The organism is Gordonia prachuapensis, assembly GCF_036350515.1.
Lineage (GTDB): Bacteria > Actinomycetota > Actinomycetes > Mycobacteriales > Mycobacteriaceae > Gordonia > Gordonia prachuapensis.
In genome coordinates this window covers 56770-69099 of the sequence record NZ_JAZDUE010000009.1, presented here as the reverse complement: position 1 = coordinate 69099, position 12330 = coordinate 56770, and the positions used below count along the sequence as shown (strand labels likewise).

At 68.2% G+C, this 12330-nt stretch carries 11 protein-coding genes; 7 read left to right on the top strand and 4 right to left on the bottom strand.

What is annotated here, in order from left to right; translation table 11 throughout:
- Positions 1-241 precede the first annotated feature (241 nt).
- The gene (locus V1Y59_RS12240; RefSeq protein WP_330505235.1) at positions 242-1321 is read right to left on the bottom strand and encodes a D-alanine--D-alanine ligase family protein; all 1080 of its coding nucleotides are present in this window, start codon (positions 1319-1321) and stop codon (positions 242-244) included.
- A gap of 85 nt (positions 1322-1406) precedes the next feature.
- Between V1Y59_RS12240 and V1Y59_RS12235 the strand changes: the two genes are divergently transcribed.
- Positions 1407-2735, top strand: coding sequence for a UDP-N-acetylmuramoyl-tripeptide--D-alanyl-D-alanine ligase (locus tag V1Y59_RS12235; protein ID WP_330505234.1), 1329 nt, complete (start codon positions 1407-1409; stop codon positions 2733-2735).
- 220 nt (positions 2736-2955) lie between these two features.
- On the opposite strand, the gene V1Y59_RS12230 is transcribed toward V1Y59_RS12235, so the two are convergent.
- Together V1Y59_RS12230 and V1Y59_RS12225 are read right to left on the bottom strand one after the other, a co-directional pair.
- Positions 2956-3729: a MerR family transcriptional regulator gene (locus V1Y59_RS12230; RefSeq protein WP_330505233.1), complete on the bottom strand. Its 774-nt coding sequence runs from the start codon at positions 3727-3729 to the stop codon at positions 2956-2958.
- Between the two features lie 45 nt (positions 3730-3774).
- Positions 3775-4221: a hypothetical protein gene (locus V1Y59_RS12225; RefSeq protein ID WP_330505232.1), complete on the bottom strand. Its 447-nt coding sequence runs from the start codon at positions 4219-4221 to the stop codon at positions 3775-3777.
- Positions 4222-4302: 81 nt separating this feature from the next.
- Here V1Y59_RS12225 and tgt point away from each other — a divergent pair, with 81 nt between their 5' ends.
- The 4 genes from tgt (at position 4303) to V1Y59_RS12205 (ending at position 9101) form a co-directional block, all read left to right on the top strand.
- On the top strand, positions 4303-5562 hold the full coding sequence (gene tgt / locus V1Y59_RS12220; RefSeq protein WP_330505231.1) for a tRNA guanosine(34) transglycosylase Tgt: 1260 nt from the start codon (positions 4303-4305) through the stop codon (positions 5560-5562).
- Between the two features lie 271 nt (positions 5563-5833).
- Positions 5834-6523 (top strand): GAF and ANTAR domain-containing protein, encoded by a 690-nt coding sequence (locus V1Y59_RS12215; RefSeq protein ID WP_330505230.1) that lies wholly within the window; start codon positions 5834-5836, stop codon positions 6521-6523.
- Between the two features lie 206 nt (positions 6524-6729).
- Entirely contained in the window at positions 6730-8100 is a 1371-nt protein-coding gene (locus V1Y59_RS12210; RefSeq protein WP_330505229.1) for a hemolysin family protein, read from the top strand.
- Positions 8097-9101: a hemolysin family protein gene (locus tag V1Y59_RS12205; protein WP_330505228.1), complete on the top strand. Its 1005-nt coding sequence runs from the start codon at positions 8097-8099 to the stop codon at positions 9099-9101. Before V1Y59_RS12210 ends, V1Y59_RS12205 begins: the two co-directional genes overlap by 4 nt.
- A gap of 26 nt (positions 9102-9127) precedes the next feature.
- Here the strand turns inward: V1Y59_RS12205 and gluQRS are convergent, their stop codons facing one another.
- Complete coding sequence (gene gluQRS, locus V1Y59_RS12200) at positions 9128-10051, bottom strand: tRNA glutamyl-Q(34) synthetase GluQRS (RefSeq protein WP_330505227.1); 924 nt, start codon at positions 10049-10051, stop codon at positions 9128-9130.
- A gap of 144 nt (positions 10052-10195) precedes the next feature.
- On the opposite strand from gluQRS, the gene V1Y59_RS12195 reads away from it, so the two are divergent.
- Both V1Y59_RS12195 and V1Y59_RS12190 read left to right on the top strand, forming a co-directional pair.
- The gene (locus V1Y59_RS12195) at positions 10196-11251 is read left to right on the top strand and encodes an ATP-dependent DNA ligase (protein ID WP_330505226.1); all 1056 of its coding nucleotides are present in this window, start codon (positions 10196-10198) and stop codon (positions 11249-11251) included.
- Between the two features lies 1 nt (position 11252).
- Complete coding sequence (locus V1Y59_RS12190) at positions 11253-12317, top strand: DNA polymerase domain-containing protein (RefSeq protein ID WP_330505225.1); 1065 nt, start codon at positions 11253-11255, stop codon at positions 12315-12317.
- Positions 12318-12330: the final 13 nt, after the last annotated feature.

Genomic DNA, 12330 nt, shown 5'->3' with positions numbered 1-12330 from the left:
GCTTTCGCGTCGACTGGGGGTTTCTGGGGTTTCGATACGCGTCGGGCTCGCAGGCTCGCACGTCGCTACTCAACCGGCGAATGGCGACGACCCTCCGTGACCTCAACCACCCCCCGTGGATCGAGTAGCGGCGCCCCTCTCCGTGGATCGAGTAGCGGCGAACGGAGTGAGTCGCGTATCGAGATCAGCGCGACCCTCCGTGGATCGAGTAGCGGCGAACGGAGTGAGTCGCGTATCGAGATCAGTGCTCGGTCGAGAACCCGGTGCGTCGACGATGACCGTCCAGCGCCAGCGCGACCAGCTGATCGATGAGATCCGGATAGCTGATCCCCGTCGCCTCCCACAGTTTGGGATACATCGAGGCCGGGGTGAAGCCGGGAATCGTGTTGATTTCGTTGAGCAACCAGCCGCGCCCGTCGGCCTCGTAGAAGAAGTCGACGCGGGCCATTCCGGCGCAGCGCAGGGCGGTGAACGCGCGGGCCGCCAGCTCCCGCACGTCGCGGGTGACGTCGTCGGGGAGATCTGCCGGGATCACCAGCTGCGCGGCACCGGTGACGTACTTGTCCTCGTAGTCGTAGAACTCGCTGCCCGGCAGGATCTCGCCCGGCACCGACGACTCGGGGGCGGTGTTGCCGAGGACCGCCACCTCCACCTCGCGTGCGGTGACGGCTTCCTCGATGATCACCACGTCGTCGTAGCGCAGGGCGAGGTCGATCGCCTTGTCGACCTCGGAGGCATCGTGGGCCTTGGTGATCCCGACCGACGAACCCAGGTTGGCGGGCTTCACGAACACCGGCAGCCCGAGCTCGTCGACGACGCGCGACACGATCTCGCGCGGGTCGTCGATGCCGTCGCGGAACTGGACCCACCGGCACTGCGGGATTCCCGACTGCTCGGCGACGATCTTCGCCATCGCCTTGTCCATGCACACCGCCGACGACAACACGCCCGCACCCACGTAGGGGACCTTGAACAGCTCGAGCATTCCCTGGATGGTGCCGTCCTCGCCGTGCGGGCCGTGCAGCAGCGGGAGGACGACGGTGACCGCCTGGGAGCTGCCGTCGCCGCGGATCGCGGTCAGCGGTTCCACCTCGGTGCCCGCCGGTTCCAGTTTGTCGGGCAGCTCGCCGCCCTCGCCGATCGTGGCGATGGCCTTGTCGTTGCGGAGCCAGACACCGGACTTGGTGATGCCGACGGGGACGAGGTCGTACTTGCTGCGGTCGGCCGCGGCCAGCACGTGGGCGGCCGTGACACACGAGACGTCGTGTTCGGCGGACACACCGCCGTAGAGGACGACCAGACGCAGCAGGGGTGAAGCCATGGCTGACACGATACGGCCACGGCTCTGGCGCAGCCGCACATGCGCGCCCGGCGTCGGGAATCGCGCCCCTTGTAGCGTTGGGCGTGTGCAGTTCAAGGCGAGTCAGGTAGCGGCAGCCGTCTCCGGGCGGCTGGTCGGCGACGAGGTGGACATCGACGGTGCGGGCATCGACTCACGCACCGTTGCGGCGGGCCAGTTGTTCGTCCCGATCGTCGCGGCCCGCGACGGCCACGAGTTCGTGTCGTCGGCGCAGGCGTCCGGCGCCACCGCGTACCTGTCGTCGGAGGGCTCGGTACCGGACGTCTCGATCCCCGCGATCACCGTCACCGACACCGCCGCCGCTCTCGCCGACCTCGGCGGCGCGGCCCGCGACCGCCTGCCCGACCGCGTGGTCGGGGTCACCGGGTCCGTGGGCAAGACATCGACGAAGGATCTGCTCGCCGGTGCGCTCGCCACCACCTTCCGCGCCACGGCCAGCGAGAAATCGTTCAACAACGAACTCGGCCTGCCGCTGACGCTGGTCAACGCCCCCGGAGACACCGAGGCGGTCGTCGTCGAGATGGGCGCCCGCGGCGTCGGCCACATCGACCTGCTGTGTTCCATCGCCCGACCCACCGTCGGGATCGTCACCCGTGTCGAAGGTGTGCACCTTGAGTTGTTCGGCGACATCGAGTCGGTGGCCCGCGCCAAGGGTGAGCTGGTGGAGGCCCTGCCGGTGGACGGTTTGGCCGTGCTGAACGCCGACGACGAGCGTGTGGCGGCGATGGCCGAGCGCACCGACGCCGGTGTGCTCACGTTCGGGCTGACCTCGTCGGCCGATGTGTCGGCGTCCGGCGTCGTCGTCGACGACGAACTGCGTGCGTCGTTCCGGCTGCACACCCCCTGGGGCGATACCGACATCGCGTTGGGCGCGCGGGGCGAGCACCAGGTTCCCAACGCTCTCGCCGCGGTCGCGGCAGCCGGATGGCTCGGTGTGCCCGTGGAGCAGATGGCGCAGGGGCTGATCGGCGCGGCGCTGTCCGGGCTGCGCATGGAGCTGGCGACGTCGCAGGCCGGGGTGGTGGTCCTCAACGACGCCTACAACGCCAACCCGACGTCGATGTCCGCGGCCCTGCGGTCGTTGGCGGCTCTCGACGCCGGTCGCCGGGTCGCAGTCCTCGGGACGATGGGCGAACTCGGGGCCGGGTCGGCGGCCGCACACGCCTCGATTGCAGAGCAGGCCCGCGACCTCGGGATCGAGGTCATCGCGGTGGACGCACCCGATTACGGGGAGTCCGCCCGACATGTCCCCGACGTCGACGCCGCGGTGGCCGACCTCGCCGACCTGCGGTCCGGTGATGCCGTACTCGTCAAGGCCAGCCGCGTCGCCGCGCTCGAGCGGGTGGCGGCGGCGTTGCTGTCCCCCGCTCCGTGAGAAGGCCCCCTGGTCCCCGAGGTGCCCGGCGAGCTTGCGCGTCACCCCCTGGTCCCTGAGGAGCCCGCGAGCTTGCGCGTCACCCCCGGTCCCTGAGGAGCCCGCGAGCTTGCGAGCGTGCGTCACGAAGGGCCCCTTCGTGACGCAGGCTCCTTCGTCGCATGCTCCTCAGGGGTCGGACTGACGCAGGCTCCTCAGGGAGCGGGGTGACGACGCGAGATCACCTGCGCTGCTCGGCATTCGCGACGATGACGTCGTGCACGTACTGTGCCAGGCCGTCGGCCCGCTCGTCGTAGTGCGCGGTGAACCTGGGGTCCGCGATGTACATCTCGGCGAGGTTCACCTGCATCTCGTGGCCGCAGTCGTAGAACCGGTTGATCGACGCCCGATGCTCCTCGGCGAGGGCATTGGCCTCCGGTGAACCCGGCGCCACGCCGCCGCGCAAGGCCTCGGCGAGACGCGCCTCCAGCGCATCGGTGTCGGCCTTGACCGCCCGCCAGTCGTCTTTCGAGAACCGGGCGGTGCGTTCCTGGCTCTGCCGCCAGGCGTCGGTGTCGCCCCACCGATCCTCGGCCTCGGCGGCGTACTCCTCGCCCAGCCAGTCCTGGCCGAAGATCTCGGCCTGCTCCTCGGCGGTGAGCTGGATGCCCTTCTTCTTCGCGTTCATCATGTCCTCCACAGCGGCGACCATCCGGTGCAAGCGATCGATCCGATCGGTCAGCAACTCACGCTGATCGCGTAGATGCGCCCAGGCATCCACGGACGGGTCGTCGAGCAGGGTCGCGATCTGCTCCAGCGAGAACCCGAGTTCGCGGTAGGTCAGCACCTGATGCAGACGTTCGACGTCGCCTGCGTCGTAGACCCGGTAGCCGGTGGGAGTGCGCTCCGACGGCACCACCAGACCGACGTGGTCGTAATGATGCAGCGTGCGGACGCTCACCCCGACGAGGCGGGCGACGTCGCCGACCGTGTACCCGTGTTCCGTTTCGCTCACATCGGCCACTGTGGTGCCTCACGTTGCGTCAGGGTCAAGGGGGAGTCAGGGCGCGAAGTCGATCTCGTCATCGTCGTCGTCGATCGCGTCGTCGTTGTCGCGTTCGCACTGCGCGAGCACCCCGTCGTCGTCGGACGGGCCGCAGTCCCACCCGTCGACCATCTGGTCCTGGCCGGTAGCGATCAGCGGTCCGTATCGCGCCGCGACCGCCATCGCTTCATCGCAGGTGACGTCGCCGTCGGTGACCAGCACCCGCAGCGCGCCGTCGGGGCCGGAGGTGGTGCCGCACTCCCGGTCATCGTCGTCGGCCTGGGCGGGTACCTGCGTGTTGGGCCGAGGACTCGGCCCGGCGACCACGGGCGCCGACGGGTTCTCGGTGACGGTGGTCGTGGTGGTCTCGACGGCCTGCTCCTCGGTTCCGCACGCGGCGGCGAGCACGAGGAGGGCGACGGCGGGGACTCCGATGGCCAGGCGTTTGACGAGGTGCGGCATGCGTTCACCGTATCGAACATCGGGCATCACCCCAGGGGCTCCGAGTTTTGTGTGTCCGGGTCGAACTGCGAGAATTCGCCGGTGAGTGCCACCGCCCTGCCACCCGACCATGCGTTCACCGTCGGGACCACACTCCCCGGGACGCTGGGCCGCACCGGGGTCATCGACACCCCGCACGGCCGCATCCATACCCCGGCCTTCGTCCCCGTCGGCACCAAGGCGACGGTCAAGACGGTGCTGCCCGAGTCGGTCCGCGACCTCGGCGCGCAGGCCGTCCTCGCCAACGCCTACCACCTGTACCTGCAGCCGGGGCCGGAGATCATCGACGAGGCCGGCGGACTCGGCGCCTTCATGAACTGGTCCGGACCCACCTACACCGACAGCGGCGGCTTCCAGGTGATGTCGCTGGGCGCAGGGTTCAAGAAGGTGATCTCGATGGACGTCACCGGCGAACAGAACGACGAGATCACCGCCGCCGGCCGCGAGCGGCTCTCCCTCGTCGACGACGACGGCGTCACCTTCAAATCGCACCTCGACGGCTCGGCGCACCGCTTCACCCCCGAGGTGTCGATGCAGATCCAGCATCAGCTCGGCGCCGACATCATCTTCGCGTTCGACGAGCTGACGACGTTGATGAACACCCGTGGCTACCAGGAGAATTCGCTGGAACGGACACGTCTGTGGGCGATCAGGTGCCTCGCCGAACACAACCGGCTGTCGCGGGAGCGTGCGCATCGCCCGCAGCAGTCGCTGTGGGGTGTCATCCAGGGGGCGCAGTACGAGGACCTGCGACGCAAGGCGGCCCGCGACCTCGTCACGATGAGCGCGATGGACCAGGCCGACGGCGGACGCGGCTTCGGCGGGTACGGCATCGGCGGTGCCCTCACCAAGGACGACCTCGGCACCATCGTCGGGTGGGTCAACCAGGAACTGCCGGAGGACTCCGCCAAACACCTACTCGGCATCAGCGAGCCCGACGACATCTTCACCGCCATCGAGAACGGTGCCGACACGTTCGACTGCGTCTCGCCGACGCGGGTGGCCCGCAACGGTGCGATCTACTCGCTCGACGGGCGCTACAACATCACCAATGCGCGCTACCGCAGGGACTTCCGGCCGCTCGACCCCGAGGTCGACAACTATTCCGCGCAGTACAGCCGGGCCTATCTCCACCACCTGTTCAAGGCGAAGGAAGGCCTGGCCGCCACACTGGCGACGCTGCACAACGTCTCGTTCATCGTCACCATGGTGGACCGGGCGCGGCAGGCCATCGAGGACGGCCGCTACGTCGAGTACCGCGACGAATTCCTGGCGCGCTACTACGCCGGGACGCCGAACTGAGCGTCGTTCGCGCGGGCGAATATCCGTCCGGCGTGTTTCAGCCGCTCGTGGCGCGGGTAGACGCTCACGAAGCCCGGGCGGGCGCCGCGGAGTTCGCCGAGGGCCAGGTCCCCGGGGTTCGGACGTTGTAGCTCCGGGGACCGCTTCTGTGGGGACACGGCCCCGTGTCTGCCGCCGCCGACTACGGTGGATCCGGGTTCACCAGCGGTGGCTGCGGGTATTCGGGCGGGCCGTTCGGGTGGGGGCGCTCGACAGAGGAGACGACGAGAAGATGAGTGTTCACCAGGCGATCGCCGACCTCGCGCGGTCGATGCATGCGATCCCGGAGAGCGACCGGACGGCAGCGGATTCGGTGTTCGAGGCGGTCACCTTCGGTGCCGTGGAACATGTTCCGGGGACCGATCACGCCGGCGTGCTCGTCGTCGACCCCAAAGCAGGTGAGTACGAGACGATCGCACCCACCGACGACATCATGACCCATCTCGATCTGCTGCAGAAGGAGACCGGGCAGGGTCCGTGTGTCGAGGCGGCCTGGGAGCACCACATGGTGCGCGTAGACGACATCGCCGAGGATTCGCGGTGGCCGGAGCTGTCGGCACGCACCATCGCCGAGACGCCGGCACGCTCGAGCATGTCGTTCCATCTGTTCTCCCACCAAGGCACTATCGGCGCGCTGAACCTGTTCTCGGATGAGGTCAATGCCTTCGACAGTGACGCCGAGGAGGTCGGCCTCGTCTACGCCACCCATGCCTCCCTCGCACTGTTCCGGGCACGTCAACAGGGCGATTTCCGCAGCGCGCTGGCCAGCCGGGACCTGATCGGCCAGGCGAAGGGCATGATCATGGAACGGTTCAAGATCGACGCCGTCCAGGCGTTCGAGCTGCTGCGCCGGTTGTCGCAGGACAGCAACACCCCACTGATCGACGTTGCGCGGCAGGTGATCGACGCCGAAGCGGAGTGAGTCCCACCTGTCCGTCCCGAGTGAGTTCGGCCCGGGAACACACCAACCGCTGCTTTCGTTGGGGATTCGAGGAAAGTACTCTTTCCACCATTCCCGAAGTCCAGCGAGAAAGACCCGATGAGACGCGCCCAGCGCCCCCGACCCAAACGCAAGAAACCTCGAAGACCCGGCGCACAGCCTGACGCGACCTCCGTGGCGGTGGCCACGTGTTGACCCTCCTGGGAATCGTCGCCGGCATCCTGGTCGTCTTCCTCATCACCGCCCTGACCGGCTACTTCGTCGCGCAAGAGTTCGGCTTCATGGCCGTGGACCGGTCCGCGCTCAAGGCGCGCGCCGAAGCGGGCGATGCCGCCGCGGAACGTGCACTGTCGGTCACCCGCCGCACCTCGTTCATGCTGTCGGGCGCCCAGCTCGGCATCACCGTCACCGGCCTGCTCGTCGGTTACGTCGCCGAACCGCTCATCGGTAGCGGTGTGGGTGAGCTCCTCGGCGACGTCGGCATCCCGGTCGCCCTGGGGGTGACCATCGGCACGATCATCGCCATCCTGTTCTCCACCGTGGTCCAGATGGTGTTCGGGGAACTCTTCCCCAAGAACCTCGCCATCGCGCGTCCCGAGCCGGTCGCGCGCTGGCTGGCGCGCTCGACAACCATCTACCTCGCCGTGTTCGGCTGGCTGATCAGCCTTTTCGACACCGCGTCGAACCTGCTGCTCAAAGCACTCCGGATCGAACCGGTGCACGACGTCGAGCATTCGGCCACCCCGCGCGACCTCGAGCACATCGTCGCCGAGTCCCGCGACGCCGGTGAACTCCCTGCCGACCTGTCCGCGCTGCTCGACCGGGTTCTCGACTTCCCGACGCGCACGGCGGGGCACGCGATGATCCCGCGTACCCGTGTGGACACCGTCCGCGCCGACGACCCGGCCGGATCGGTTCTCGCCGCGATGAGCAGTGGGCACACCCGCTACCCGATCGTCGACGATCGCACCGACGTCGTCGGCGTCGTTCACCTGCCCGAACTGCTGGCCTGGTCGGACGGGCCGGATCGCCCGGCCACCGCCGCCGACCTCGCGCGGCAGGCGGTCATCGTGCCCATCTCGCTGCCGCTGCCCGAGGTGCTCGCCCAGATCGACGACGCCTCCGACGAGATGGCGGTCGTGATCGACGAGTACGGCGGTTTCGCCGGTGTGGTGACGGTCGAGGACATCGCCGAGGAACTGGTCGGCGAGATCGATGACGAACACGACACCGATGTCGCGACCCCGGTAGCGCGCCTCGACGACGGCTGGCGGGTGCGCGGTGACGCACACCTCGACGAGGTGTCCCGCGTCATCGGCCGAGACCTGCCCGAAGGTGACCACGAGACCGTCGCCGGCCTGGTGATGGCCGAGTTCGGTGGGCTGCCGGAGGTCGGCGACTCCGTCGAGGTGGAACTGGCCGACGACCCTGCACTGCTGGACGAGGACGACGCGGTCGCCCCCCGGGCGACGATCAGGGTGCTGTCGGTGGCCCGGCATGTGCCGTCGTCGGTGCTGTTGACCATCCCGGCCGACGCCGACGAAGGGAGCGACCGATGAGCAACCCGTGGATCGTCGCACTCGCGACCGTCGGTCTGATCGCGGCGAGCGCCTTCTTCGTCGCGGTCGAGTTCGCACTGATCGCCGCCCGCCGGCACCGGCTCGAGGACGCTGCCGTCAACAGTCGTTCCGCACGTGCGGCGTTGCGCAGCGCGTCGGAGCTCTCGGTGCTGCTCGCCGGGTCGCAGCTGGGTATCACCGTGTGCACGCTTGCGCTCGGCGCGATCACCAAACCCGCTGTGCATCACTGGCTCACGCCGGTGTTCGCCGGCTGGGGCATGCCGGCATGGACCGCCGACGTGGCCGGTTTCGTCCTCGCGCTGGTCATCGTGACGTTCCTGCATCTGGTGGTCGGGGAGATGGCGCCGAAGTCGTGGGCGATCGCTCACCCGGAACGGTCGGCGACGTTGCTGGCCATCCCGATGCGGGTGTTCATGTGGGTGACCCGTCCGCTCATCACCCGGCTCAACGCGCTGGCGAACTGGTGTCTGCACCGGGTCGGTGTGCAGCCGGTCGACGAGGTCGGGGCCGGGCAGGACGCCGACGCGCTGCGCCATCTGGTCGAGCATTCGGCCACGGTCGGCACACTGGACGAGCGGTATCACGCGCATCTGACCGGGGCGCTGGAGTTGCAGCGACTCACCGTCGCCGATGTGCTCTCCGACGACCTGGTGAGTTCCGTCGACCGCGGCGCGACCGCCGAGGAGGTCCGCGAGAAGTCGATGGCGACCGGTCACCGACGACTACTGGTGCGCGACAACACCACTGGCATCTATGTCGGTGTGGTCCATGTGCGGGACAGCCTGTCGGCGCCGCCCGGGATGTCGGCGGCCGACCTGATGCGGCCGGTGCCCACCTTCGCGGCCGACGAGCCGGTCTACAAGGCGCTGGCGGTCATGCGGGAAACCCGCAGGCATGTCGCGGTCGTCGTCGACGGCGACCGGGTGGCCGGTGTGCTGACCCTGCACGACGTCCTCGATCGGCTGCTCGCCACGGCCTGACCGACGCGTCTCACCGGCGCCCCGCGTCACCGCCACTCGGCGTCGGTGAGTATCCACGGCTCCTTCGGCAGTGCGGCCGGATCGAATCGATCGGCCAGGGTGGGTAGGTTCACGGACTCGCCGTCGGCGGCCAGGTGCAGGGACCGCGCGATGTGGGTCAGCACCTGGTCGGCGGTCACTCCGTGTTCCGCGAGGTCGCCGAGGGTGACCGCACCGTCGCGTTTGCTGAGCCGGATGCGTTTCTCGTTGAGCACCATAGGGACGTGGGCGTAGGTGGGCGGCCGGTGGCCGAGCAGGGTCGCCAGGTAGGCCTGGCGGGGTGCCGAGGACAGCAGGTCGCCGCCGCGCACCACCTGGTCGATGCCCTGCGCGGCGTCGTCGACGACTACTGCCAGGTTGTAGGCGGGTGTGCCGTCGTTGCGTTGGATGACGAAGTCGTCGACCGCCGCGGTGTGGTCCCCGTGCAGCAGGTCGTGGACGGTGAAGTGGTCGACGTCCGTGCGGATGCGGACTGCCGGGGCGCGTCCCGTCGCGCGGCGTTCGGCGCGTTCGGCATCGGTGAGGTCGCGGCAGGTGCCGGGGTAGGCGCCCTGTGGTGCGTGAGGTGCCGACGGAGCGTCGAGGATCTCCCGGCGCGTGCAGAAGCATTCGAAAGTGCGTCCCTGGTCACGCAACCCGTCGATCACCGACTGGTAGGACGCGAGTCGCGTGGTCTGGTAGATGACCGGCGGGTCCCAGTCGAGGCCCAATGCGGCCAGATCGGCCAGTTGTTGCTGGTCGGACCCGACGGCGGTGCGGTCCAGATCTTCCATGCGGATCAGGAAAGTGCGTTCAGTGGTGCGGGCGAACAGCCACGCCAGCACCGCGGTGCGCAGGTTGCCGACGTGCAGGTCACCCGACGGCGACGGCGCGTACCGCCCGGCCGGCGGCGCTATCTCTCCCAGGTCCATCGCGGGTCACCTTACCGAGGAGGCCACCCGCTGGTTGAGTAGCCGCGCGAGCTTGCGAGCCGGTGTCCCCTTTCCGTTGGTTGAGTAGCCGCGCGAGCTTGCGAGCCGGCGTATCGAAACCCCTCCGCCACGTACCATGAACGCGTGGACCTCCCGGTTATGCCGCCGATCGCCCCGATGCTCGCCAAAGCCGTGACCACCGTGCCCGACCAACCCGGTGGCGACCCGATCTGGTCGTACGAGCCGAAGTGGGATGGCTTTCGGGCGTTGATCTTTCGCGACGGCGACGAGGTGGCGATCGGGTCGCGGGGCGGTAAGGATCTGGCCCGCTATTTTCCGGAGTTGGTCGCCGCGGCGAAGGAGGAGCTGCCCGACAAGGCTGTGGTCGACGGTGAGATCGGCGTTCCGGCACTGATCGGAGACACCCACAGGCTCGACTGGGACTCCCTCACGCAGCGCATCCATCCCGCGGAGTCCCGCATCAACATGCTTGCTGAGAAGACCCCGGCGATCTTCATCGGCTTCGACGCATTGGCGCTCGGTAAGGCGAGCGTCGTCGACGAACCGTTCCCGGTGCGGCGGGAGGCGTTGCTGCAGGCGATCGACCCTTCCGGCGGGGGTGACCGACGACTTCGGGTGAGTCGCGTGACCAGTGATGCCGCGGTGGCTACCGACTGGTTCACCGCCTTCGAAGGTGCGGGACTCGACGGCGTGGTGGGCAAGCGGCTCGACGGCGCGTACGTCGAGGGCAAACGCGAGATGGTGAAGGTCAAGCACAAGCGCACCGCCGACTGTGTGGTGTTCGGCTACCGCGTGCACAAGAGCGGCACCGGACTGGGGTCGATGCTGCTCGGCCTCTATGCCGACGGCGAGCTGCGGATGGTTGGCGGTGCCGGCGCATTCTCTGACGCCAAACGCGTGGAGTTGCAGCAGATGTTCGAGCCGATGCGACTCGACCCGGACAAGCCGGCCTCCGGTGAGCCGACGCGGTGGCGGTCGGAGAAGTCGGGGGAGTGGATTCCCATCAAGCCGGACCTCGTCGTGGAGGTCGCCTACGACCAGATGGAGAACCATCGGTTCCGGCACACGGTGAAGTTCTTGCGGTGGCGGCCGGATCGGGAACCGGAGAGCTGCACGTACGAGCAGCTCGAGGTTCCGCTGACCTACGATCTGCACGACGTGCTGGAAGGGACGTCCTGACATGCCTTCTCGTTCGCCCGCGGAAGAGCTCGATGTCGACGGCGTGGCCGTGCGGCTCAGCAACCCGGACAAGATCTACTTCCCGGAGCTCGGCGAGAACGGCGGCCGCAAACGGGATCTGGTGGGCTACTACCGCGAGATGGCGCTGCAGGGTGCCATCATGACGGCGCTGCGCGATCGGCCGACCTTTCTCCAACGATTCCCGGAAGGTGTCGAGGGTGAGGAGATCTATCAGAAGCACATCGCCAAGAAGCGTCCCGATCACGTGCAGTCGACCCACATCGTCTTCCCGTCCGGCCGCACGGGTGATGCGATCAAGCCGACCATCCCGGCCGACGTGGTGTGGGGAGCGAACCTCGGTACCTTCACCTTTCACAGTTGGCCCACGGTAGACCCGGACAACGAGCACCCTGATCAGTTGCGTATCGACCTGGATCCGCAGCCGGGGACCGACTTCGACGACGTGCGGCGGGTGGCGATCGAGGTGCTTGCGCCGCTGCTGGAGGAGCTGGGCTACAAAGGTTTTCCCAAGACATCGGGTGGTCGCGGCATCCACGTGTTCGTACCCATCGAACCGAAGTGGGACTTCATCGCCACCCGCCGCGCGGTGATCGCGATCGCACGCGAGATGGAGCGTCGCGACCCCGAGGGGGTGACTCCGGCGTGGTGGAAAGAAGAGCGCGGCGAACGCATTTTCATCGATTACAACCAGAACGCCCGCGACCGCACGATGGCATCGCCGTACTCTGCGCGGCGCAGCCCCAATGCGCGGGTGTCGACGCCGGTGACATGGGATGAGCTCGCCGACGTCGATCCCGACGACTGCACCATCGCGACGGTCCCGGATCTCGTTGCGAGGCGCGGAGATCCGATGGACGACATCGCCGATCACCGTCGCGGGATCGAACCACTTCTCGAGATGGTGCAGCGCGACGACGAGAACGGTCTCGGCGACATGCCCTACCCGCCGAGCTATCCCAAGATGCCCGGCGAGCCGCCACGGGTGCAGCCGAGCAAGAAGGTTGCCGCCCACTGGGATGAGAAGGGCAACCGGATCGAGGACTGACCCTCCGACTACG